This window comes from Acidovorax sp. GW821-FHT11A03 (assembly GCF_058809075.1).
Genome location: NZ_JBXASG010000006.1, coordinates 131024 through 153838 on the forward strand (window position 1 = coordinate 131024; position 22815 = coordinate 153838).

Here is a 22815-nt window from a genome sequence, read left to right on the forward strand (position 1 = left end):
CGCTTCGCGGTCAAGGTCGAACCGGCACGGGGAAAGCCCCGGCGCCCGCATAGACACCCGCGCTGCCCAGCTCTTCCTCGATCGCCAGCAGGCGGTTGTACTTGGCGACGCGGTCGGAACGGCACAGCGAGCCGGTCTTGATCTGGCGCGCGCGGGTGGCAACGGCCAGGTCTGCGATCGTGACGTCTTCGGTTTCTCCCGAGCGGTGCGACACGACGGCCGAGAACCCGGCGCGCGCCGCCATGTCGATGGCGGCCAGCGTCTCGCTGAGGGTGCCGATCTGGTTGGGCTTGATGAGGATGGCGTTGGCCGCGCCGTCGGAAATGCCGCGCTCCAGGATCGCGGTGTTGGTGACAAACAGGTCGTCGCCCACCAGCTGAACATGCTGGCCGAGCCTGCGCGTGAGCAGCCCCCAGCCCTCCCAGTCGCTCTCGGCCAGGCCATCCTCGATGGACAGGATGGGGTAGTGCGCGACCAGTTGCGCCAGGTAGTCGACGAACTCGGCCGGCGTGTAGGCCTTGTGCTCCCCAGCCAGCTCGTAGCGGCCCTCGTGCAAAAGCTCGGAACTGGCGACGTCCAGGCCGAGCCAGATGTCCTTGCCCGCGCGCAGCCCGGTCGTTTCGATGGCCGCCAGGATCATGTCCAGCGCGGCGGCGTTGGAGGGCAGGTCGGGCGCGAAGCCGCCCTCGTCGCCCACCGCGGTGGTCCTGCCCTGTGCCTTGAGCAGGCTCCTGAGCGCATGGAACACCTCGGCGCCCTGGCGCAAGGCCTCCTTGAAGCTGGGCGCCTGCACGGGCAGGATCATGAACTCCTGGATGTCCACGTTGTTGTCGGCATGCGCCCCGCCATTGATGATGTTCATCATCGGCACCGGCAGCTGGGGCGCCACGCCGCCAGTGGCGAGCGCGCGGTACAGCGGCTGCTTGCGCTGCACGGCCCGGGCCTTGGCGGCCGCCAGCGAAACCGCCAGGATCGCATTGGCACCCAGGCGTGATTTGTCCGCACTGCCATCCAGCGCGATCATGTGCCGGTCCAGTGCCCCCTGGTCGCTGGCGTCCATGCCGCGCAACGCCTGGCGCAGTTCGCCATTGACGTGCGACACCGCCAGGGCGACACCCCTTCCGCCATAGCGCCGCATGTCCCTGTCGCGCAGCTCGACCGCCTCGCGCGACCCGGTGGAGGCCCCGGAAGGCACGGCCGCAAAGCCGCTGCTGCCGTCCTGGAGCACGACCGTGGCCGCCACCGTGGGGTGGCCCCGGGAGTCCAGGATCTCGATGCCGTGAATGTCCTTGATGGCTGTCATGGTGCTCAAGCCTTTGCGATGTGGATGAAGTTGGTGCTGCCCACGACGCCGAAGGGCGTACCGGCGGCGATGCACAGCTGGTCACCGTCCCGGGCAATGCCCTCCTGGCGCGCCACGCGGCGGGCCTGCTCGACGAGCTCGGGCACGCCGCTGACCGGCGCATCGGCATGGACCGAGTGGATGCCCCAGGCCAGCGCCAGGCGGCGGGCGATGTGCATGTCCGGGGTGATGCTGAGCACGGCAGCGGCCGGCCGCTCCCGCGCCGCACGCAGCGCCGTCGCCCCTGAGCGCGAGTAGGTCACGATGGCGGCCATGGGCAGCAGTGCCGCCGCCGTGCGCAGGCATTGGCAAATGACATCGGCCACGCCGCCGTCCAGCGCGCGCGACGAGGCTTCCACGATCTCGCGGTAGTGCGGATCGGACTCCACCTCGCGGATGATGCGGCCCATCATCGCGACCGCCTCGCGCGGGTAGCGGCCAGAGGCCGACTCGGCCGACAGCATGACGGCATCGCTGCCCTCGTAGACGGCCGTCGCCACATCGGAGGCCTCGGCGCGTGTCGGCACCGGCGCATGGACCATGGAGTCCAGCATCTGCGTGGCGACGATGACCGGCTTGCCGGCGGCGCGGCAGGCGCCGACGATGCGCTTCTGGATGCGCGGCACCTGCTCTGCCGGCAGCTCCACCCCCATGTCGCCGCGCGCGACCATGATCGCGTCGGCCCGCGCGATGATCGCGTCCAGGGCGTCGATCCCCGCCGGTTTCTCCAGCTTGGCCAGCACACCGGCGCGCCCTTGCACGATGGCATGGACTTCGTCCAGGTCCTCGGGGCGCTGGACGAAGGACAGCGCCACCCAATCCACCCCCAGCGACAGGCCAAACGCCAGGTCGGCCCGGTCCTTGGGCGTGAGCGCCGAGATCGGCAGCAGCACCGAGGGCACGTTGACCCCCTTGCGCTCGGACAGGGTCCCGCCCGCCATGACCACGGTGTCCGCGAACCCGGGGCCGCAGGCCGTCACGCGCAGCCGCAGCTTGCCGTCGTCGAGCAGCAGGTCCGTACCGGCGACCAGGGCCGCGAAGATCTCGGGGTGCGGCAGTGGCGCCCGGCTGGCGTCCCCGGGGCGGTCTTCCAGGTCGAGCCTGAAGCGCGCACCGGCCCGCAGCTCGACTGGACCATCGGCGAACGTGCCGACGCGCAGCTTGGGGCCCTGCAGATCCTGCAGGATGGCGATCGGCCGGCCACGCTCCTGTTCGATCCGCCGGATCATCTCCAGGCTGGCGCGGTGCTGGGCATGGCTTCCGTGGCTGAAGTTCAGGCGGAACACATCGGCCCCGGCGTCGAACAGGGCCCGGATCGTGGCGGCGTCGGAACTGGACGGGCCCAGGGTGGCGACGATCTTGGCGCGGCGGTCGCGGCGCGAGGCGGCGGCCCCGCTCAAGGGGTAGACGGCAAGCGTGGTCATGGGTAAAGCTTCCTGGAAGGGTTGCGGAATCCGGCGGCTGGCCGGCAGCGCCCTTGCGGGCAGTGCCGGCCCTTGACGCTCAGAAGTTGTGCTGGAGACCGACGTCGTAGCCGAGCTTCTCCGTGGCCGCCTTGCTGTCGCGGGCCACGTTGGTGTACAGGAAGGTCCGCCTGGACAGGTGGTGGAAGTAGCCGATGCCGAACTTGCGGGCTTCCGAACGCAGCGAACCATCCGGCTTGCGCGTCTTGGCAGTGACGAAGCCGGCCTTGATTTCACCCACCCCCACCCCGTAGGTCACGCCCAGCAGCATGGACTTGAAGTCGTCATTGCGGGTCGTCACGCCCCGGGCCAGGCCGAGGGCCAGCCGGGCCTGGCCGACCTTGTAGGCCGCGCCCAGGCTCAGCAGGTGGTCGTCCGCATGGGCGGGGTCTTCCCAGCCGATGGCCAGCAGCACCGGGCCGACGTGGGTGTTGGCCCCGACCGAGAACGGACGGCGGGGCCCCGCGTTGGAAGCCTCCTGCTGGGCCTCGGCGGACGAGACCGCGATGTGCAGGTCCTTGCGCCGCAAGTCATAGCGCACGGAGTCGGAGACACGGGTCTTCGAGATGCCGCCACGCCATGCGGTGCGCAGCTGGGCCACGGTGTCGCCGCCCCAGGGATCGATCACGTTCTGCACCGTGGAGTAGGCGGCGGTGTACTGGCGGCCCAGGTTGACCGTGCCCCAGGCGGCGTGCCCGATGCCCAGGGTCGAGTAGCCCTGCCAGAAGATGTTCGGATTGGCGGGTTGGCCCGTGTCCGGCGAGAAACGGTGCTCCAGCCCGAAGGCGGCGTGCCAGCCCCCGCCCAGGTCCTCCTGGCCGCGAAAGGCCAGGCGGCTGCCCGCCCCGTCCAGCATTTCACTGGACGTGGCGCCGATGTTCTTGCCGATCCCGAGGTCCAGCTTGCCGGACAGCGTGAGGTTGGAGGACTGGGCCTGCGCGGGCACGGCGGTGGCACCGAGCGCGGCGGCGAGGAGGAGTGACTTGTGGATGTTGCTGTGCATGGTGGAAATCCTTGGGGTCTTGTGAAGCCACGCCGGGCGCGCTGCGCCACTGCATGCGGTGTGCATGCAGATCGACGGCGGTGGTGGCGCGGTGTGGCGGGGGGGGACGCTGCGGGGATCGCAGCGGCGGCGATGTGGGCGGCCGGCGCTCAGGGCAGTTCGAGCACCCGGCGCAGTTCAGCCTTCGCGGCCTCGAAGTCGGCGCGGTAGCTGGGGTTTTGCGGCGCCAATGCGGCGATCAGCACGGCCAGTTGCCTGCCGGCCTCCACGTCGCTGGGGTAGTGCACCCCGCCCAGCACCCGGTTGTCGCCAAACTCCCTGGCGCGCGCCAGGATCTGCGGACGCCACTCGGGCACCATGTCCGCCAGCGCCATGCCGGTCAGGAAACCGAAGGCGGCGTGGCCGCTCGGATACGAGCCGCTGTGCGAGTACTTGGCCACCGGTTGCAGGCGCTTGTCCACCACGGGCGGACGTTCGCGCTTCCAGAGCTCCTTGCCTTGCTTGTTGAAGCCGCTCTCGGTCTTGTACAGCCGCTTGAAGAAGGCAGCGACCAGGGGCAGGCCCTGCTCCGTGAACTTGGGGCCCATGACATCGGCAAACCGGAACACGCTCTGCTCCAGATCGGCCACCGACCTGGCCGCCTGTTCGGGTGTCCGCAATCGCTGCAGTTCGAGCATCAACTCGATCTCCTTGCCCGCCACCTCCGCGGGTGGGGGCGGCGCCATGAAGCGGGTGGAATCGAGTTGCGCGGCATCGAGGTAGACAGCAGGCGCCTCGCCCTTGGCCAGGGCAGCGTTGCCAGTCAGTGCCAGCAACGAAAAGCAGACGCTGAGCAATAGCTTGTTCATCTTCATGGAGGTCTCCAGTGGTGGGTATGGATACGCCGATGCGGTGGCAGGCCGTGGGGCCCGTGCCATATCGAGCCGGGCGAAGCCTACGGAATGCGCTGGCGGGAATCCAATCACCATTTCTGATGCCCAGGATCAGCGTGGCCTCGCGGGAGGCAACGCGCCTGTGGCGCCCCCCCGGCAGGGCGCGCCGGCCTGGGACTTTCCCGGATGTCCCCCGGCAGGCCCGCCGCCCGGCACCACCAGGCGCATGCACGGCTTGATGATGCGCATCACAAAGTCTGATTGGACGCGCTTGCCGGTTTTGGCGGAGCATTCACCCGACCCAAGAAGACCTGTCGGCACCCGCCGCGCATAACGTTGAAGGAGACATCCGTGACAATCCGCCCCATTCTCAAAACTGCCGCGTTGGCGGCATTCCTGCTCGCCGCCGGGGCCCAGGCCGGCACCGTCTCGGTGGTGACCTCCTTTCCCAAGGAACTGACCCAGGCCTACAAGACCGCCTTCGAAAAGGCCCATCCCGACATCAAGCTGGAAATCCTCAACAAGAGCACCACCGCCGGCGTGGCCTATGTGCGCGAACTCAGCGCGGGGCAGCGCCCCGAAGTGTTCTGGGCGTCGGCGCCCGATGCGTTCGAGGTGCTGGGCAAGGGCAAGCTGCTCGAGCGCATTCCGGACCTCGCCAATCCCGCGGTGCCCAAGGACATCGCCGGCTATCCCATCAACGATCCGGACGGCTTCTACCTGGGCCAGGCCCTGGGGGGCTATGGGCTGATGTGGAACACCCGCTACCTCGCGGCCAAGAAGCTTCCCACGCCCGCCGAGTGGGCGGACCTGACCAAGCCGGTCTACCACAGCCACGTGGCCCTGAGCTCGCCCTCCCGCTCGGGCACGACGCACTTGACGATCGAGGCCATCCTGCAGGGCGAGGGCTGGGACAAGGGCTGGAACCAGGTGCTGCAGATTGCCGGCAACTCGGCCGCGATCACCGAACGCAGCTTCGGCGTGCCCGACGGCGTCAACAACGGACAGTTCGGCATCGGCCTGGTGATCGACTTCTTCGGCCTGAGCGGCAAGTATTCGGGCTTTCCGGTGGAGTTCGCCTACCCGTCGGTCACCGCGGTGGTGCCAGCCAACATTGCGCTCATCAGCGGGGGCAAGAACCCGGCCGAGGCGCGGCGCTTCATCAGCTTCGCCCTGTCCAGGGAAGGACAGGAACTGCTCACGCTCCCGCAGCTGGCGCGCCTGCCGGTGCTGCCGCCGGACAAGATGAAAATGCCCGCCGGCTACCCCAACGCCTTCGAGGTCGCCAAGCGCGCCAAGGTGAAGTTCGACCCCGAGCTGTCCGCCGCGCGCTACTACGTGGTGACCGCCCTGTTCGACCAGGTGATCACCTTCCGCCACAAGGAACTGCAGGCGGCCACGCTGGCCATCCACCAGGCCGAGGCAGCCCTGGCCGGAAAACCCAACACCGAGGCCGCCAACCGCGTCAGGCGGGCGCGCGAACTGGCCTTCACGCCCCCCGTGACCGAGGCCATGGCCAAGGACCCGGCGTTCCTGAACCTGTTCACGTCCAACAAGAAGAACGCGGACACCAACAGGGAGGTGACGGCCACCGAAGGCGGCTGGAACAGCAAGGCGCTCGACAACTACCGGATGGCGCGCCAGCTCGCCGAAGAAGCCCGGGCCCTTGCCAAGTAAAGGACCACTCATGTCGCGCATCTTCCATCTGGCCCGGCCGGGCGCCTGGCTGGCGGCCGGCCTGGTGCTGGCCTTCCTGCTGCTGTTCCTGGTGCTGCCCGTCGCCTGGGTGTTCTTCTCGGCCTTCGTCAACGCCGACGGCAGCCTGACCCTGGGCCATTTCGCGGCCTTCTTCCACCAGCCGCTGATGACCGAGGCTTTCTGGAACAGCCTCTACGTCGCCACCATGGCCACGATCGCGGCGGCGCTGATCGCCGTGCCGCTGGCCTATTTCACGGTGCGCTTCGAGTTCCGCGGCGCGCTGCTGATCCAGACCCTGGGGGTGCTGCCGCTGATCATGCCGCCCTTCGTCGGCGCGGTGGCGATGCAGCTGATCTTCGGCCGCTCGGGCACGGTGAACCTGCTGCTCGAGCAGCACCTGGGTTTCACGGTTCCGATCATGGACGGCCTCAACGGCGTGATCTTCGTCGAGGCGCTGCATTACTTCCCCTTCATCCTCATGAACCTGACGCTGGCGCTGCGGAACATCGATGGCGCCATGGAGGAGGCGGCGTTGAACCTGGGCTGCCGCGGCTGGCGCCTGTTCCGCCGGGTCATCTTCCCGCTGGCGATGCCCGGCTTCGTGGCGGGGGCGTCGCTGGTGTTCGTCAAGGTGTTCGACGACCTGGGCACGCCGCTGGTGCTGGGCACCACCAACATGCTGGCGCCGCAGGCCTACCTGCGCATCACCCAGGTGGGCATCGACGACCCGCTGGGCTACGTCATCAGCGTGCTGATGATTGCCTTCTCGATCGCGGCCATGGCGCTGTCGGCCCGCGTGCTCAAGGGCAAGGACTATGCGACCACGCAAAAGGGCGGCGGCGCCATCCAGCGCCGCAGGCTTTCCCCGCTGGGCACGGCGCTGGCTTACGCGTGGATCGGCTTCATCCTGCTGCTGACGCTGTCCCCTCACATCGGCGTGCTGCTGCTGTCGTTCGCCTCCGTGTGGAGCTTCGCCCCGCTGCCCGACGGCTTCACGGCGGCCCACTACGCCACCGTGTTCCAGGACGCTGGCGGCATGATCTCCAACACCCTGCTGTACTGCGGCATGGCGGCCGGCATCGACGTGCTGCTGGGCACGACCATCGCCTATCTGATCATGCGCACCCGGTTGCCGGCCCGCCAGTGGCTGGACTGGATCGCCACGGCGGCGCTGGCCGTGCCGGGGCTGGTGCTGGCGATCGGCTACCTGCGTTTCTTCAAGGGTGTCCTGGTGCCAGGCACCGACGTGCTGCTCACCAGCACCTGGGTGGTGATCATGATTGCCTATGCCGTGCGCCGGCTGCCCTATGCCCTGCGCTCTTGCGTCGCCGCGCTGCAGCAGGTACACATTTCGCTGGAGGAGGCCGCCGAAAGCCTCGGCGCGACCAAGATGCGCACCATCCGGCGCGTCGTCGTGCCGCTGATGGCGGGCGGGATCCTGGCTGGCTTCGTCACCAGTTTCATCACGGCGGCGGTCGAGCTGTCGGCCACCATCCTGCTGACCTCCTCGCAGTCGCAGGCGCCCATGAGCTATGGCATCTACCTGTACATGCAGAGCATCGCCGGCCGTGGCCCTGGCGCGGCACTGGGCGTTCTGGCGATCGCGGTCGTCGCGATTGGCACCTATGCCTCCCACGTGATCGTGGAGCGCACCGGCAGCCGCCTGAAGCAGCGGCCGGTCGATGAAGACCTGCCTCCCCTGCCCATCCTTCCCGCAGAAGTTGCTCCGGTACGCACCTGAGCCCTGCCCTTCCCCCCGATTGGAGACAAGCACCATGAAAAAAATCAGTGTCCAATGCCGCGGCATCCGCCTGGCCTATGGCAGCAACGAAGTCCTGAAGGACATCCACATGGAGATCAGGCCGGGCGAGTTCTTTGCGCTGCTGGGGCCGTCCGGTTCCGGCAAGTCCACCCTGCTGCGCCTGATCGCCGGCTTCAACCAGCACCAGCACGGAGAGCTGCTGATCGACGGGCGCGACGTCACCGGGATGGCGCCCTGGCAACGCAACGTGGGCATGGTATTCCAGAGCTATGCGCTGTGGCCGCACCTGAGCGTCTGGGACAACGTGGCCTTCGGCCTGGTGGAGCGCCGGGTCTCCAAGGCCGAGCAGGTCCGCAAGGTCGAGGCCGCGCTGGCCACCGTGGGCCTGGAGCGCTTTGCCCGGCGCCGGCCGGGCCAGCTGTCCGGCGGGCAGCAGCAGCGCGTGGCGCTGGCGCGCACCATCGTGATCGAGCCGCAGGTGCTGCTGCTGGACGAGCCCCTGTCCAACCTGGACAAGTCGCTGCGCGTGCAGATGCGCCAGGAACTGCTGCAGCTGCAGCGCCGCCTGGGCATCACCACCATCTTCGTCACGCACGACCAGGAAGAGGCCATGACCACGGCCGACCGCATGGCGGTGCTCGACAAGGGCGTGGTGCAGCAGGTGGGCACGCCCCAGGACCTGTACGACCTGCCTGCCAACGAGTTCGTGGCCGGCTTCGTCGGCACCATGAACCTGCTGCAGGGCACGGTGCAAGCCCGCGACGGGCATGACGTCACCCTCGACATCGAGGGTGTGGGACGGCTGCAGGTGCCCGCGCACGGCCATGCCCCGGCCAGCGGACGGGCGGTACTCAGCTTCCGGCCGCATGCGCTGCAGATCGATGCCGCGGCGGCGCGCAGTGACATGCGCTACGTCTGGATGAACGGCATCGTCGAATCCAGCGAGTTCCTGGGCGAGGCCACGCGCTACCAGGTCCGGGTGGGGACGCAGTCCGTGGCCGTGGACCAGCCGCACCACCTGGGCGCATCCAAGTTCGTGGCCGGCAGCCCCGTGGGCATTGGCCTGGAGCCGGCGCAGACACGGCTGCTGCCTGCCTGAATCAAGCCCCCGGCTCAACCCCCGGGGCCTTTCCCTACCGGGCATTAGTCCCGATGCGTAGAAGCGGCCATCGCAACGACACTCGTGGCAATGGCTTGTGCAACCGCCAGACATCAGGAACAGCAGCGCGCATGAACAGGGTCAGTGTCAGATGTGAGCAACTGCAGCTCTCCTACGGCAGCGTCGTGGTGCTGGACGGCGTGACGCTGGAGATCGAGCCGGGCGAGTTCTTCGCGCTGCTGGGGCCCTCCGGCTCCGGCAAGTCCACCCTGCTGCGCGTCATCGCGGGCTTTCTCCAGCACCAGGCCGGGCGGCTTGTCATCGACGGGCGGGAACTCACCACCGAGCCCGCATGGGAGCGGCGCGTGGGCGTGGTGTTCCAGAACTACGCCTTGTGGCCCCACTTGAACGTGCGGGAGAACGTCGCCTTCGGGCTGGTGGAGCGAAGGCTTCCCGGCAAGGTGATCGAGCAGCGCGTGTCGGAGGTGCTCGACCAGGTGGAACTGGGCGCCTTCGCCCACCGCAACCCGAGCCAGCTGTCGGGCGGCCAGCAGCAGCGGGTCGCGCTGGCGCGCACGCTGGTAACCCAGCCCCAGGTGCTGCTGCTCGACGAGCCCCTGTCCAACCTCGACCGTTCACTGCGCGTGCAGATGCGCCAGGAACTGCTCAAGCTGCAGCGGCGGCTGGGCATCACCACGATTTTTGTGACACACGACCAGGAAGAAGCAATGACCAGCGCCGACCGGATTGCCGTCCTGAACAACGGGCGTGTGCAGCAGATCGGCACCCCGATCGCGCTCTACGACTACCCCGCCACCCCGTTCGTCGCCGGCTTTGTCGGCACCATGAACATGCTGGAGGGAACCGTCCGCTGCAGCCGCGGAAACGCCGTTTCCCTTGACGTCCCGGGCTGGGGCGAGATCGTGATCAGCTCCGATGCGGTGCCCGAGGATGGCCGCCGCGTCATCGTGGCCATCCGGCCGCAGACCATCCGGCTCGACGTGGCGGACGCGCGGCTCGACGCGCGCTTCGTGTGGCTGCCAGGCATGGTCGAGACGGTCGAGTTCCACGGTGCATTTGCGCGCTACCAGGTGCAGGTCGGCCCGCATGCCGTGGTCATCGACCAGCCACACCACGCAGGCCTGTCGAAATTTCCGGCCGGCGGTGCGGTGTCGGTCGGCATCGATCCCTCCCTGGTCCGCCTGTACAGCAGATGAGCCGTGCGCAGCGTGTGAGCGATGGAACTCTATCAAGTCCGGGCCTTTGTCACCGTCGCGCGCATCGGCAACGTCACCAAGGCGGCCGAAGCACTGCACGTCACCCAGCCGGCGGTCACCGGACAACTCAAGAGCCTGGAGCAGAGCCTGGGCGTGACCCTGTTCGACCGCAGCGCCGGCCGGCTCACGCTCACGCGCACCGGTGAACTGCTGCTGCCCAAGGCAGAGGCGTTGCTGGCCGCGGGCAGCGAACTGAGTTCGGTGGCCCGGCAGCTGCGCGGCGAGCTGACGGGACGCATTGACTTCGGCCTGCCCAGCGAGCCTGCCGACTTCCTGCGGCTGGGCGAGATGGCCGCCAGCGTGCACCAGGCACTGCCCCTGGTGGAGCTGCGCACGCGCAGCTACTCATCGCTGCAATTGCTGGACCTCATCCGCGCCGGCACACTTTCCGCGGGCTACTTCATCGACGCCAATCCGCCGCGCGACCTGCAATGGGTCGCCTTGCGTTCGGTGACCTACCGGGTGGCGGTGCCTGTGCGGATGAGCGAGTCCGTGCAGCGGGGCGGGTGGCGCACGCTGGCCGAACTGCCCTGGGTCGACGGCCTGGCCGACTCCCACATCCACCAGTTGATGCGGGCACTGTTCGAGCGCCAGGGCCTGGCGCCGCGCATTGTCATGCAGGCAGAGGAAACCAGCGGGCTGGACGCCTATGTGCGCGCTGGCAGCGGGTGCGCGCTGCTGCGCGAAGAGGTCGCAGTCCGGGGCAGCGAGCGCCAGGACTGGATGATCTGGGGGCCTGCGCAGCTTGATGCAAAACTCTATCTCGTCACCTCGGCGGAAGGGGCCAGCGATCCGCTCACGGTGGCGCTGACGTCGATGATCCGCGGGGTCTGGAATCAATAGGCGGGCGGGAACGCCGCGCTGCCCGTGCCCGCAATGCTGGACAGCCAGATCGAGTGGCCCGGCCGCGCGGCATGCCCCGCGGCGGCCCAATCACCGCACACAGGCAGCAGGGGTCAGAAAGACTCCCATTCCTCTTCAGACCCTTGGGCCACCGCCGGCTTGCGGCTGGAAGGCCCGGACACGGCAGGCGCCGCCTGCGCCTTGGCCGCCGCCGGCCGGTGGGCCGCTTTGGCCGCCGGGGCTGCGGAGGGAGGCCGCGGTGCCGTAGCGGAAGCCGCGGGCAGGGGCGCCCGCTGGGCGGCCGCGGCACGGGCGGCGCCAATGGCCGCCTGCGCCGGTCCATGGCTGGCGGCATTCACCTTGAACATCGACACCACCTGCGCCAGCTGGTCCGCCTGCTCCCGCAGGCTCTGCGCGGCGGCGGCGCTCTCCTCCACCAGCGCCGCGTTCTGCTGGGTCATCTGGTCCAGGTTGCCAATCGCCTGGTTGACCTGCGAGACCCCGGCGCTCTGCTCCGAGGAGGCGGCGGTGATCTCGCCAATCATGTCCGTCACGCGCTGCACCGACTGCACGATGTCGGTCATGGTGGTGCCGGCATCGGTCACCAGCCGCGAGCCCGCCTCCACTTTTTCCACCGATGCGCTGATGAGCTGCTTGATTTCCTTGGCGGCCTCGGCACTGCGCTGCGCCAGGCTGCGCACCTCGCTGGCCACCACGGCGAAGCCACGCCCCTGCTCGCCCGCGCGCGCCGCCTCCACCGCCGCGTTGAGCGCCAGGATGTTGGTCTGGAACGCGATGCCGTCGATCACGCCGATGATGTCGGCGATCTTCTTGCTGCTGTGGTTGATGTCCTGCATGGTGACCACCACCTGGGTCACGACCTCGCCGCCACGGCGCGCCACGCCCGTGGCGCCCGCCGCGAGGCTGCTGGCCTGCTGCGCGCTGCCCGCGCTTTGCTGGATGGTGCTCGTGAACTGCTCCATGGCCGCGGCTGTTTGCTGCAGGTTGCTGGAGGTCTGCTCCGTGCGGGACGACAGGTCATGGTTGCCGGTGGCGATCTCGGCGCTGGCGATGGCGATGCTGTCGGTGCTCTGGCGCACCTGGTGCACCATCCGGCCCAGGGCGCTGCTCATGGTGTAAAGCGAGCGCAGCAGGTCACCGAACTCATCGCCCCGGGTCACGGATTCCTGCATGCTCAGATCGCCACCCGCGATGCGCTCGGCCAGCCCGCTGGCCTGCTCCAGCGGCCGCTGGATGCTGCCGATCAGGTAGTAGGCGCCCACGACGATGGCCAGCAGCAGCAGGCCCACGGCCACGGCAGCGATCTTCACGGTGAGCATGCGCGACGCGGCCATCTCCCGCTGCCGGACCTCGGCGGTCTGTTGCTGCTGCTGCACGAAGTCCCGCAGTGTCTGCAGGTAGGCGGCCACGGCCGGGTTGTACGACTGCTTGACCAGCACCACCGCCTGGTCCTGCTGGCCATCGCCCTTGAGCTTGCGGGCCTGGCCGCGCAGGTCCGTCATCGTCTTGCGGGCGGCGGCGATCTTGGCCATCTGCGCCTTGTCGGCTTCGGACAGCGCCATGGATTCGAGCGATTTCTGCACCTCGCTGATCTGCGCGGAAGTCGCCGCGATCAGGTCCTTGAACTCGGCCTCGACGGCGGTGTCGCTGCTCACGATCAGCGCCTGCGTGCGCGCCGCATTGGTCTCGGTGAGGCCGGACCAGCGCAGCGCCGCCTGCACACGCGCCTCCATGTCCTTGGTCATCATGTCCGCCTCGGCCTGCACCTTGGCCGAGCGATAGCCGGAAAACCCCACCACCGCCGCCAGCAGCACCACGATCAGCAAGACCGCCATCCAGAGTTTATGGGCCATCCGGAATCGCTTGGGCATGGTGTTCTCCTGCAGCCTTGTGTTGGCGCGCAGATATTTGCACGCTGTTACACCATTGCACAAACCCGGGCCTGATGCATGAGGGTCATCCCCAGGGCCCGCGCTGCACGGCAAGGCCCCGCATTGCAGCCCCGAACCACGCTGCGCAAGGGCTCAGGGCAACAGGGGCGCCCGGGTGCCACCTGGCCCAGCCACCCGGCCCTTCCAGGGCGGCGAATCGGGCAGTCTGCGAGATAGCTGGCAATGGGCGAGGCCCACGCACTGGGCTGCACGCACGGGCCGCTTTGCCGCCAAGCCGGCGGCAGGATCAACACCGGTCTTTCACGGACCGGCATGGCAACCCTACCGTGGTCGGGTTCACGCGCGGCGGCGCAGCCGTCAAACTGGCCCGAATCCATCTCCCAAGGCCACCATCACATGACAACCTCCCGCACGTTCCGCCGCGCGCAACTCGGCGCCCCCTTCCTGATCGCACTGGGCCTGTCCGGATGCGCCGCCACCATCAGCCAGGAGGGCCTGGAACAGCGCACCTCGGCGGCCATAGGCCGCCAGGTGGGCGCCTTCACCATCACCCACAAGAGCGAAGAAACCGGCGGACGCATCAACTACACCGCCAAGACCACCGACGGCGCCACCTACCAGTGCTACATGTACTCCGCCACGGGGTTCCAGAAAGCCATGTCGTTCGGACAGACGCCGAATTCGGATGCCATCTGCACGCCGATGGCGGGCAAGGCGGCGGCACCTGCAGCCGCCCCGGCCTCCTGCAACGCGCTCAGCAAAGCCGCGGGCAAATGCTGAAGCGCTGATCCAGGCACGGCAGCAGGCCGTCAGGCCCCGGCGCCCAGGAAGGTTTCGAAGCGCGCCAGCTCTTCGTCCAGCGCGCGCCGAAAAACCGCGCCGCGGGGCGGGCGGCCCGCCACAAAACCCAGCGCGTGCCGCAGTTGCCCGCGCTCCATGCGCAGGTTGGCCCAGCCCACCATCTGTTCGCCCCACAGCACGGGCAACGCATAGTGGCCCATGGTGCGCCTGGAGGCGGGCACATACGCCTCGAACCGGTACGCCCAGCCCCACAGCATCTCGAAGCGGCGGCGGTCCCAGACCACGGGATCAAACGGTGCCAGCAGCCGCACGCCCGCGTCCGGCTGGTGGCGGCGCGATGCCGGGTTCTCCTGCGCGGGCCAGAACCACGCCGTGCCGTCGACCACCGCATGGCCGTAGCGCGACTGCGCGGCCTTGGCCACCGCGCGCGCTTCGGCCGCCAGTTGTGGGGCGCCGTACCGCAGCAAAGTGACGAGGTAGCCCAGGCTGGGCGCGGGCAGCGGCGCATACAGGGCCACGATGCGGTCAACCAGGGCTTCGGCACGCGCCATGCGGGCGGCGGGGCTGGCATCCTGCCCGGGGTGCTCCACCGGCGCATACACCCGGGTGCCCGATTCGCGGCGGCATACCCGCAGCCAGCCGTGGTGGTGCATGGCATCCAGCAGGCGGGTGCTCGCGTTGAGCTCTCCGCCCCAATAGCCCGCCACGCGGCCATGGTGCGCAAACGCCTCGCTGACCTCGCGCGGGTGCACCACGCCCCGCTCCTGCACGAAGGCCAGCACCTCGCGCGCGCGCCCGGTGGTGGCCGCATCCCAGGGCCGGCGCGGCGTGCGCGGGTGCAGCAGCGCCAGCATGTCGCGCGACACGAAGCCGTAGTTGACGAAGGCGTCTTCCTCGATGCCCAGCCGTTCGTAGCGGCGCTCCAGGTCACCGGCGCGGTAGCCGCGCACCCGCATGCGCAGGATCAGGTCCTGCGCCCGCGCGGGCGCCCGCATCGGGTCGGCCTGCACAAAACCAAGCTTGCGGATCGCGCCGGGCAGCGTCAGTGGCTTGAACAGGCTGCGTGCAATCGCGTAGCGGCGCAGCTCATCCAGCGTGGGTGAGCGCGCCATCGCTTGGAGCGTGTTCAACGTCTTTTTGGAGTCGCACAAGTACCTTGACCCAAGGGTTGGAGTGAAATCGGGCGATTGCACTCCAATGCAACCTCCCAGAAGGCATTGAACACGCTGTTACTCCACGCGCGCCACGGCCGCAGGCTTGAAGCCCAGGTCGGCCGCCTTGCCCTTGCGCCCGCGCGCGGCCCGGGCGTTGTTGAGCGAGCGGATCTCCAGGGTCTCCTCGCGCTCCTTGCCACCCCGGCCGATGCCCTCGATGCGGATGCTGCGCGTGTAGGCCGCGGCACCGGCCAGCGTGTCCTTGGCCTCCAGGTCGATCAGCATCAGGCCACGGCCGCCATTGGCCATGGTCTTGAGCTCGGTGATCTCGAAGGTCAGGATGCGCCCGCCCGCCGAGGCGCAGGCCACGTGCGTGGCCGGCGCGAGCGGCTGGCCGCCGGTGCTGCCCGCCGCATGCGAAGGGGGGCACACGGTCTCGCCCTCGCCCAGCGTGAGGAAGGCCTTGCCGCCCTTCTGGCGCGAGACCATGTTCTCCACCGAGGCCAGGAAGCCATAGCCGCCCGAGTTGGACAGCAGCAGGCTGGCACTGGCCGGCCCGGCGAAGTAGTGCAGGAGCTGCGTGCCCGACTCGAGCTCGATCAGCGTGGTCACGGGCTGGCCGTCGCCGCGCGCGCCGGGCAGCACCGACACCGGCACCGAGTACACCCGGCCATTGCTGCCGAAGGCCAGCAGGGTATCCACCGTGCGGCACTCGAAGGTGCGGTACAGGCCGTCGCCGGCCTTGAAGGCGAAGCTCGCCGCCTCGTGGCCATGGCCGGTGCGCGCGCGCACCCAGCCTTTTTGCGAGACCACCACGGTCACGGGCTCGTCCACCACCTTGACCTCGGCCACGGCCTTCTTCTCGGCCTGGATCAGCGTGCGGCGCGCGTCGGCGAAGGTCTTGGCGTCGGCCTCGATCTCCTTGACCATCAGGCGGCGCAGCGAACCCGGGTTGTTCAGGATGTCCTCGAGCTTGCCCTGGCTTTCGCGCAGTTCCTTGAGCTCCTGCTCGATCTTGATGGCTTCGAGCCGCGCGAGCTGGCGCAGGCGGATTTCAAGGATGTCCTCGGCCTGGCGATCGCTGAGGCTGAAGCGCGCGATCAGCGCGGCCTTGGGATCCTCGGCCGCACGGATGATGGCGATCACCTCGTCGATGTTGAGCAGCACGGTCTGCCGCCCCTCGAGGATGTGGATGCGGTCCAGCACCTTGCCCAGGCGGTGCTGCGAGCGGCGGGTGATGGTGCCCTGGCGGAAGGAGATCCACTCCTCCAGCATCAGGCGCAGCGACTTCTGCACCGGCCGGCCGTCCAGGCCCACCATGGTCAGGTTGATCGGCGCCGAGGTCTCCAGGCTGGTGTGGGCCAGGAGCGCGGTGACCAGCTCCTGCTGCGGCGTCTTGCCGGTCTTGGGCTCGAACACCAGGCGCACCGGCGCGTCCTTGCTCGACTCGTCGCGCACCACGTCCAGCACGGCCAGCATGCTGGCCTTGAGCTGGGTCTGGTCCTGGCTCAGCGCCTTCTTGCCGGCCTTGACCTTGGGGTTGGTGATTTCCTCGATCTCCTCGAGCACCTTCTGCGAGCTCACGCCCGGGGGCAGCTCGTTGACCACCAGCTGCCACTGGCCGCGCGCGAGTTCCTCGATCTTCCAGCGCGCACGCACCTTGAGGCTGCCGCGGCCGGTGCGGTAGGCGTCGGCGATGTCGGACGCAGCGCTGATGATCTGCCCGCCACCCGGGTAGTCGGGCCCGGGCACCAGGGCCAGCAGGTCTTCGGCGCTGAGCGAAGGTGTCTTGATGAGCGCAATGCAGGCATCGGCGATCTCGCGCAGGTTGTGGCTCGGGATCTCGGTGGCCAGGCCCACGGCGATGCCGCTGGCGCCGTTGAGCAGCGCGAACGGCAACCGCGCGGGCAGCTGGCGCGGCTCCTCCGTGCTGCCGTCGTAGTTGGGCATGAAATCGACCGTGCCCTCGTCGATCTCGTCGAGCAGCAGGCTGGTGATGCGCGACAGGCGCGCCTCGGTGTAGCGCATGGCCGCGGCGCCATCGCCGTCGCGGCTGCCGAAGTTGCCCTGGCCGTCGATCAGCGGATAGCGCTGGGCAAAGTCCTGCGCCATGCGCACCAGGGCGTCGTAGGCCGACTGGTCGCCGTGCGGATGGAAGCGGCCCAGCACGTCGCCCACCACGCGGGCGCTCTTGACCGGCTTGGCCGCCGTGTTGCGCGTGGGGCCGCTGTAGCCCAGGCCCATGCGGTCCATCGAATACAGAATGCGCCGCTGCACGGGCTTGAGGCCGTCGCACACGTCGGGCAGCGCACGGCCCTTGACGACCGACAGCGCGTATTCCAGATAGGCGCGCTGGGCATAGCCCGCCAGGCCCAGGGAGTCGCCTCCGTCATCGCCGGCGGTGGTGAAATCGAGAGTGGGTTGGTCGCTCATTCGTTGGGTACAGTTTCTGGGTTCACGTTCTGGGGGGCGCTTTGCGTCTGCGCCACGCGGGTGGGCGGCAGGTTGCCCCGGTTCTGCGCGCCCCCCGAAAGCTCCATGCGCACGCGGCCGGGCACGGCGCGCTGCGCCAGCACCGGCGCTGGCGGCTTGAGCTGGGCGTACAGGCCCAGCACGGTGCGCACATAGTTCTGCGTTTCCTTGAAGGCCGGAATCTGGTTGCCCGCCTTTTGCACCGCGCCTTCACCGGCGTTGTAGGCGGCCACGGCCAGGTCCATGCGGCCGGGGAACAGGTCCAGCAGGTGGCGCAGGTAGCGCGTGCCGGTGGGCACGTTCACGGCCGGGTCGGCCAGCTTCTGCTCCACCGAGCGCCTGGCATCCGCGCTCACGCCAAAACGGCTGGCCGTGGCGGGCATCACCTGCATGAGCCCGACGGCGCCCCTGGGCGACACGGCCGTGGCGTCGAAGCCGGATTCCGTGGCGATCACGGCCTGCAGCAATTCGTAGTCCACGCCGTGCTTGCTGGCGGCGGCGCGCAGGTGGTGCTTGACGCGCTTGTAGTCGGGCGCGATGTCAAAAAAGGCCAGCAAGCGCGCACCGGCCGCAGGCAGCGCGTAGGGCATGGGCGGTGCGTTGGCCGGGGCGTCGCGGGTCGAGTCGAAATCATTGCCACGAAAAAACAGCTGGTAGCGCGTGTCCACCTGCTCGGCGGCGAAATGCGTCACGCCCCGCTCGTCCACGTGCGCCCACAGGTCCGCCTGGGCCGATTGCTGCATAAAACATAGCAGCAAGCCCAATAAATACAAGCGCAAGAGCCTGTTTTTGTGTGGATTCTTCATCACAGACACCGTGGGTGGCGGGTCCGGTCAGATGTCGATCTCGACCGCATCGCCGTGCAGTTCCATCAGCTCGCGCCGCGAGGCCGCCTCGCCCTTGCCCATGAGCTTGGTGATCAGGCCTTCGGTGGCGGCGAAGTCCATGTCGCCCAGTTGCACCGGCAGCAGGCGGCGGGTGTCGGGATTGAGCGTGGTTTCCCACAGCTGCTCGGCGTTCATCTCGCCCAGGCCCTTGAAGCGGCTGATCTGGCACTTCTCGCGGGCCACGCCGTCCTTGGCGCACTTGTCGAGGATGGCGGTGAGCTCGCCGTCGTCCAGCGCATACATCTTGGCGGCGGGCTTCTTGCCGCGCGCGGGCACGTCCACGCGGAACAGCGGGGGGCGCGCCACGTAGATGTGGCCGGTCTCGATGAGCTTGGGGAAGTGGCGGAAGAACAGCGTGAGCAGCAGCACCTGGATGTGCGAGCCGTCCACATCGGCGTCCGACAGGATGCAGACCTTGCCATAGCGCAGGCCCGTGAGGTCGGGCGTGTCGTTCGGGCCGTGCGGGTCCACGCCGATGGCCACCGAGATGTCGTGGATCTCGTTGTTGGCGAACAGGCGGTCGCGCTCCACCTCCCAGGTGTTGAGCACCTTGCCGCGCAGCGGCAGGATGGCCTGGCTTTCCTTGTCACGGCCCATCTTGGCGCTGCCGCCGGCGGAGTCGCCCTCGACCAGGAAGACTTCGTTGTGGGCGATGTCGCGGCTTTCGCAGTCGGTGAGCTTGCCGGGCAGCACGGCCACGCCCGAGCCCTTGCGCTTTTCGACCTTCTGGCCGGCCTTCTGGCGCGTCTGCGCGGCCTTGATGGCGAGTTCTGCCAGCTTCTTGCCGTAGTCCACGTGCTGGTTGAGCCAGAGCTCCAGCGCCGGGCGCACGAAGCCGCTGACCAGGCGCACCGCGTCGCGCGAGTTCAGCCGCTCCTTGATCTGGCCCTGGAACTGAGGATCGAGCACCTTGGCCGAGAGCACGTAGCTGGCACGGGCGAACACGTCTTCGGGCAGCAGCTTGACGCCCTTGGGCAGCAGGCTGTGCAGTTCGATGAAGCTCTTGACGGCGTTGAACAGGCCGTCGCGCAGGCCACTTTCGTGCGTGCCGCCAGCGCTGGTGGGAATCAGGTTGACGTAGCTCTCGCGCATGGGCTGGCCGTCTTCGGTGAAGGCCACGCACCAGGAGGCGCCCTCGCCCTCGGCAAAACTCTCGTTGTTGCGGTCGGCATAGCCTTCGCCCTCGAAGAGCGGGATCACCGGGTCGCCGCTGAGCGTCTGCATCAGGTAGTCGCGCAGGCCACCCTTGTACTGCCAGGTCTGGGTGTCGCGCGTCTTCTCGTTGACCAGGGTCACGGACACGCCGGGCATGAGCACCGCCTTGCTGCGCAAGAGGTGGGTGAGCTCGCCCATGGGCAGCGCGCTCGACTCGAAATACTTGGCATCAGGCCAGGCGCGCACGGTCGTGCCCTGCTTGCGCTCGCCCGCTTCCAGCGCGCGGGTCACCAGGGGCTCGACCACATCGCCGGCCGAAAACACCAGCCGGGCGACCTTGCCTTCGCGGTGGCTGCTCACTTCCAGGCGGGTGGCCAGCGCGTTGGTCACGCTCACGCCCACGCCGTGCAGGCCGCCCGAGAAGCTGTAGGCACCGCCCTTGCCCTTGTCGAACTTGCCGCCCGCGTGCAGGCGGGTGAAGACCAGCTCGATCACCGGCGCGTTTTCCTCGGGGTGCATGCCGAAGGGGATGCCGCGCCCGTCGTCCTCGATGCTCACCGAGCCGTCGGCGTGCAGCGTGACCTTGATCTTCTTGCCATGGCCGGCCAGCGCCTCGTCGGCGGCGTTGTCCAGCACCTCCTGGATGATGTGCAGGGGGTTGTCGGTGCGGGTGTACATGCCCGGGCGCTGCTTGACGGGCTCCAGGCCCTTGAGCACGCGGATCGACCCTTCGGAATAGTCACTACTGGTGGACACGGAAGACGGTTTGGCAGACATAGCGGCGGATTGTAGTGCGGCAGCAGCGCAATAGCTGGATGAAAAAACAGTCATGACAACACTGGCAGCGTGCTCCGGGCCCCCCAGGCCCGGGGGCGGCGGCGGCAGACAGAGTGGCTGGGGGCGGGTTGCAACACAAAGGACGGTCCCGCGCAGCAGGCCTGGCGGCGACCCCGCTGCCAACTGTATTGGTCCCCGGTGTATCAGCGCGTTTCGCCCAATCTCGCTACATTCCTGCGCATGCATATGAATCCTCCCAAACTGTCCATGTTCCAGGTGCTCGCGTGCGGCGCGGCCATCGTGACCCTGTCCATGGGCATCCGCCATGGGTTCGGGCTCTGGCTCCTGCCCATCACGCAGGAGATGGGCTGGACCCGCCAGTCGTTCGCGCTGGCCATCGCCATCCAGAACCTGTCCTGGGGCCTGATCGGCATCTTTGCGGGCATGGCGGCAGACCGGTTCGGGGCGTTCCGCGTGCTCATCGGCGGCGCGGTGCTCTATGGCCTGGGTTTGGCGGGCATGGCGCTGTCGCCCACGACCACCCTGTTTGCGTTGACGGCCGGCGTACTGATCGGCGCCGCGCAGGCGGGCACCACCTACGCCGTGATCTACGGTGTGCTGGGCCGCCAGATCGCGCCGGAGCGCAGGTCCTGGGCCATGGGCGTGGCGGCGGCCGCAGGTTCGTTCGGCCAGTTCCTCATGGTGCCCGTGGAGGGCTGGCTGATCGCCGGACTGGGTTGGCAGCAGGCGCTGCTGGCCTTGTCGATGGCCGTACTGCTCATCGTGCCGCTGGCCTTTGGCCTGCGGGAGCCGGGCTTCAAGGGCGCCGCGCCGCCCAAGCGCGAGCAGACCATCGTGCAGGCGCTGGGCGAGGCGTTCCGCTACCCGAGCTTCAACCTGCTGATGGCCGGTTATTTCGTGTGCGGCTTCCAGGTGGTGTTCATCGGGGTGCACATGCCCAGCTACCTGAAGGACCACGGCCTGTCGCCCCAGGTGGCCAGCTACGCGCTGGCGCTGATCGGCCTGTTCAACGTGCTGGGCACCTACGTGGCCGGCACCCTCGGCCAGCGCATGCCCAAGCGGTTCATCCTGGCCTTCATCTACTTTGCCCGCGCGGCGGTGATCACCGTGTTCCTGCTCGTGCCGCTGTCGCCGCTGTCGGTGTATGTGTTCTCGGCCGTGATGGGCACGCTGTGGCTGTCCACCATCCCGCCCACCAACGCCACCATCGCGCAGATCTTTGGCGTGCAGCACCTGTCGATGCTGGGCGGCTTCGTGTTCTTCAGCCACCAGATCGGCAGCTTCCTGGGCGTGTGGCTGGGCGGCTATCTGTATGACGCCACGGGCAGCTACGATATCGTCTGGTACATCGCCATCGCGCTGGGGGTGTTTGCCGGGCTGGTGAACCTGCCGGTCCGGGAAAGCCCCATCCCGCGCGGCGCCGCCCAGCCCGCCTGAACACGGCCCTTGCATCCGAACATCCCCATGTCCACCGCCAGCAGCGCCCCCTCGACCTCGCCCGGCCACGGCATGCCACGGGCCTGGCGCTGGCTGGCCTGGACAGTTGCCGTGGTGCTGTGCCTGGCGGTGTTTGGCATGTACACGGTGCCGGACTTCATGGTGATGCTGGCCGACCAGATGTGGGCGTGTTTCTGAGCCCGCGCCATCCACTTTCAAATCTTTTTGGCCGCCAGCGCTTGATGAATAAGCGCTGATAGCTATATTTTCAATAGCAAATGCACGGTAACGAAGCCGCTTCCGACTGGGTCCGCCGCTGGTCCCACCTGATCGCGCCGGGCAGCACGGTGCTCGACGTGGCCTGCGGCGCCGGGCGCCACCTGCGCTGGCTGCATGGCCTGGGCCACCCCGTGGTGGGGGTGGACCGCTCTGCCGAGGCCCTGGCCGCCTGCGAGGGGCTGGGGGAACTCGTCCTGGCCGACATCGAGAACGGCCCATGGCCGCTGGCGGGCCGCCGGTTTGGCGCCGTGGTCGTCACCAACTACCTGTGGCGGCCCCTGCTGGCCACCCTGGTGGAGAGCGTCGCACCGGGTGGCGTGCTGATCTACGAAACCTTTGCGCACGGCAACGGCACCGTGGGCCGCCCTGCGCGGCCGGAATTCCTGCTGGCGCCCGGGGAATTGCTGAGCGCCTGCGCCGGGCTGCGCACCGTGGCCTACGAGGACGGCTTCCTGCAAAACCCCGACCGTTTCGTGCAACGCATCACGGCCGTGCGGGAACTCCCGCACGCTGGCGGCCCCTCGCGGAATCTTTTGGCCATGCCGCCTAGTTAGAATGCC

At 68.5% G+C, this 22815-nt stretch carries 18 protein-coding genes; 9 read left to right on the forward strand and 9 right to left on the reverse strand.

The genetic code is table 11. The features are described 5' to 3' along the window. Positions 1-10 precede the first annotated feature (10 nt). From eno to AC1RVY_RS16375, 4 genes are all read right to left on the reverse strand, one after another. Positions 11-1303: a phosphopyruvate hydratase gene (eno, locus tag AC1RVY_RS16360; RefSeq protein WP_492807231.1), complete on the reverse strand. Its 1293-nt coding sequence runs from the start codon at positions 1301-1303 to the stop codon at positions 11-13. Positions 1304-1308: 5 nt separating this feature from the next. Beyond that, positions 1309-2766: a pyruvate kinase gene (pyk, locus tag AC1RVY_RS16365; RefSeq protein WP_492807233.1), complete on the reverse strand. Its 1458-nt coding sequence runs from the start codon at positions 2764-2766 to the stop codon at positions 1309-1311. A 79-nt stretch (positions 2767-2845) separates the two neighbouring features. Beyond that, the gene (locus AC1RVY_RS16370) at positions 2846-3808 is read right to left on the reverse strand and encodes a porin (protein WP_369642911.1); all 963 of its coding nucleotides are present in this window, start codon (positions 3806-3808) and stop codon (positions 2846-2848) included. Positions 3809-3957: 149 nt separating this feature from the next. Continuing rightward, the gene (locus tag AC1RVY_RS16375; protein ID WP_218340205.1) at positions 3958-4662 is read right to left on the reverse strand and encodes an acid phosphatase; all 705 of its coding nucleotides are present in this window, start codon (positions 4660-4662) and stop codon (positions 3958-3960) included. A 375-nt stretch (positions 4663-5037) separates the two neighbouring features. On the opposite strand from AC1RVY_RS16375, the gene AC1RVY_RS16380 reads away from it, so the two are divergent. The 5 genes from AC1RVY_RS16380 to AC1RVY_RS16400 all read left to right on the forward strand — a co-directional run bounded on the left by AC1RVY_RS16380 (position 5038) and on the right by AC1RVY_RS16400 (position 11359). Beyond that, positions 5038-6357, forward strand: a complete 1320-nt coding sequence (locus tag AC1RVY_RS16380; RefSeq protein ID WP_218295808.1) for an ABC transporter substrate-binding protein — start codon at positions 5038-5040, stop codon at positions 6355-6357. 10 nt (positions 6358-6367) lie between these two features. Continuing rightward, entirely contained in the window at positions 6368-8119 is a 1752-nt protein-coding gene (locus AC1RVY_RS16385) for an ABC transporter permease (RefSeq protein WP_492807235.1), read from the forward strand. A 34-nt stretch (positions 8120-8153) separates the two neighbouring features. Beyond that, the gene (locus AC1RVY_RS16390; RefSeq protein ID WP_218295441.1) at positions 8154-9239 is read left to right on the forward strand and encodes an ABC transporter ATP-binding protein; all 1086 of its coding nucleotides are present in this window, start codon (positions 8154-8156) and stop codon (positions 9237-9239) included. A gap of 131 nt (positions 9240-9370) precedes the next feature. Then, on the forward strand, positions 9371-10456 hold the full coding sequence (locus AC1RVY_RS16395) for an ABC transporter ATP-binding protein (protein ID WP_218295442.1): 1086 nt from the start codon (positions 9371-9373) through the stop codon (positions 10454-10456). 21 nt (positions 10457-10477) lie between these two features. Then, positions 10478-11359 (forward strand): LysR family transcriptional regulator, encoded by an 882-nt coding sequence (locus tag AC1RVY_RS16400; RefSeq protein ID WP_218295443.1) that lies wholly within the window; start codon positions 10478-10480, stop codon positions 11357-11359. A 113-nt stretch (positions 11360-11472) separates the two neighbouring features. Here AC1RVY_RS16400 and AC1RVY_RS16405 read toward each other — a convergent pair whose 3' ends face one another. Further along, positions 11473-13251 (reverse strand): methyl-accepting chemotaxis protein, encoded by a 1779-nt coding sequence (locus tag AC1RVY_RS16405; RefSeq protein WP_492244066.1) that lies wholly within the window; start codon positions 13249-13251, stop codon positions 11473-11475. A 417-nt stretch (positions 13252-13668) separates the two neighbouring features. On the opposite strand from AC1RVY_RS16405, the gene AC1RVY_RS16410 reads away from it, so the two are divergent. Continuing rightward, on the forward strand, positions 13669-14052 hold the full coding sequence (locus AC1RVY_RS16410; RefSeq protein ID WP_369642914.1) for a hypothetical protein: 384 nt from the start codon (positions 13669-13671) through the stop codon (positions 14050-14052). Between the two features lie 29 nt (positions 14053-14081). Here the strand turns inward: AC1RVY_RS16410 and AC1RVY_RS16415 are convergent, their stop codons facing one another. The 4 genes from AC1RVY_RS16415 to AC1RVY_RS16430 form a co-directional block, all read right to left on the reverse strand. Continuing rightward, positions 14082-15185 (reverse strand): DNA glycosylase AlkZ-like family protein, encoded by a 1104-nt coding sequence (locus AC1RVY_RS16415; protein WP_218340202.1) that lies wholly within the window; start codon positions 15183-15185, stop codon positions 14082-14084. A 117-nt stretch (positions 15186-15302) separates the two neighbouring features. Further along, positions 15303-17660 carry a DNA topoisomerase IV subunit A gene (gene parC / locus AC1RVY_RS16420; RefSeq protein WP_218340201.1) on the reverse strand — a complete coding sequence of 786 codons (2358 nt, stop codon included), beginning with the start codon at positions 17658-17660 and terminating at the stop codon, positions 15303-15305. Then, a complete protein-coding gene (locus tag AC1RVY_RS16425; protein ID WP_492253584.1) occupies positions 17657-18442 on the reverse strand; it encodes a lytic transglycosylase domain-containing protein in 786 nt (261 codons plus the stop codon). The genes parC and AC1RVY_RS16425 overlap by 4 nt, the downstream gene beginning before the upstream one ends. A gap of 90 nt (positions 18443-18532) precedes the next feature. Further along, positions 18533-20518 (reverse strand): DNA topoisomerase IV subunit B, encoded by a 1986-nt coding sequence (locus AC1RVY_RS16430; RefSeq protein WP_492807238.1) that lies wholly within the window; start codon positions 20516-20518, stop codon positions 18533-18535. 240 nt (positions 20519-20758) lie between these two features. Here AC1RVY_RS16430 and AC1RVY_RS16435 point away from each other — a divergent pair, with 240 nt between their 5' ends. The 3 genes from AC1RVY_RS16435 (at position 20759) to AC1RVY_RS16445 (ending at position 22809) form a co-directional block, all read left to right on the forward strand. Then, positions 20759-21976 (forward strand): MFS transporter, encoded by a 1218-nt coding sequence (locus AC1RVY_RS16435; protein WP_218295449.1) that lies wholly within the window; start codon positions 20759-20761, stop codon positions 21974-21976. Positions 21977-22003: 27 nt separating this feature from the next. Next, entirely contained in the window at positions 22004-22174 is a 171-nt protein-coding gene (locus AC1RVY_RS16440; RefSeq protein ID WP_492244071.1) for a hypothetical protein, read from the forward strand. A gap of 80 nt (positions 22175-22254) precedes the next feature. After that, positions 22255-22809, forward strand: coding sequence for a class I SAM-dependent methyltransferase (locus AC1RVY_RS16445; protein WP_218340198.1), 555 nt, complete (start codon positions 22255-22257; stop codon positions 22807-22809). Positions 22810-22815: the final 6 nt, after the last annotated feature.

What these genes read in the sequence shown, in the direction of transcription:
- eno (WP_492807231.1), bottom strand. Translation starts at nt 1,303, where the DNA reads ATGACAGCCATCAAGGACATTCACGGCATCGAGATCCTGGACTCCCGG.
- pyk (WP_492807233.1), bottom strand. Translation starts at nt 2,766, where the DNA reads ATGACCACGCTTGCCGTCTACCCCTTGAGCGGGGCCGCCGCCTCGCGC.
- AC1RVY_RS16370 (WP_369642911.1), bottom strand. Translation starts at nt 3,808, where the DNA reads ATGCACAGCAACATCCACAAGTCACTCCTCCTCGCCGCCGCGCTCGGT.
- AC1RVY_RS16375 (WP_218340205.1), bottom strand. Translation starts at nt 4,662, where the DNA reads ATGAAGATGAACAAGCTATTGCTCAGCGTCTGCTTTTCGTTGCTGGCA.
- AC1RVY_RS16385 (WP_492807235.1), top strand. Translation starts at nt 6,368, where the DNA reads ATGTCGCGCATCTTCCATCTGGCCCGGCCGGGCGCCTGGCTGGCGGCC.
- AC1RVY_RS16390 (WP_218295441.1), top strand. Translation starts at nt 8,154, where the DNA reads ATGAAAAAAATCAGTGTCCAATGCCGCGGCATCCGCCTGGCCTATGGC.
- AC1RVY_RS16395 (WP_218295442.1), top strand. Translation starts at nt 9,371, where the DNA reads ATGAACAGGGTCAGTGTCAGATGTGAGCAACTGCAGCTCTCCTACGGC.
- AC1RVY_RS16400 (WP_218295443.1), top strand. Translation starts at nt 10,478, where the DNA reads ATGGAACTCTATCAAGTCCGGGCCTTTGTCACCGTCGCGCGCATCGGC.
- AC1RVY_RS16405 (WP_492244066.1), bottom strand. Translation starts at nt 13,251, where the DNA reads ATGCCCAAGCGATTCCGGATGGCCCATAAACTCTGGATGGCGGTCTTG.
- AC1RVY_RS16410 (WP_369642914.1), top strand. Translation starts at nt 13,669, where the DNA reads ATGACAACCTCCCGCACGTTCCGCCGCGCGCAACTCGGCGCCCCCTTC.
- AC1RVY_RS16415 (WP_218340202.1), bottom strand. Translation starts at nt 15,185, where the DNA reads ATGGCGCGCTCACCCACGCTGGATGAGCTGCGCCGCTACGCGATTGCA.
- parC (WP_218340201.1), bottom strand. Translation starts at nt 17,660, where the DNA reads ATGAGCGACCAACCCACTCTCGATTTCACCACCGCCGGCGATGACGGA.
- AC1RVY_RS16425 (WP_492253584.1), bottom strand. Translation starts at nt 18,442, where the DNA reads ATGCAGCAATCGGCCCAGGCGGACCTGTGGGCGCACGTGGACGAGCGG.
- AC1RVY_RS16430 (WP_492807238.1), bottom strand. Translation starts at nt 20,518, where the DNA reads ATGTCTGCCAAACCGTCTTCCGTGTCCACCAGTAGTGACTATTCCGAA.
- AC1RVY_RS16435 (WP_218295449.1), top strand. Translation starts at nt 20,759, where the DNA reads ATGCATATGAATCCTCCCAAACTGTCCATGTTCCAGGTGCTCGCGTGC.
- AC1RVY_RS16440 (WP_492244071.1), top strand. Translation starts at nt 22,004, where the DNA reads ATGTCCACCGCCAGCAGCGCCCCCTCGACCTCGCCCGGCCACGGCATG.
- AC1RVY_RS16445 (WP_218340198.1), top strand. Translation starts at nt 22,255, where the DNA reads ATGCACGGTAACGAAGCCGCTTCCGACTGGGTCCGCCGCTGGTCCCAC.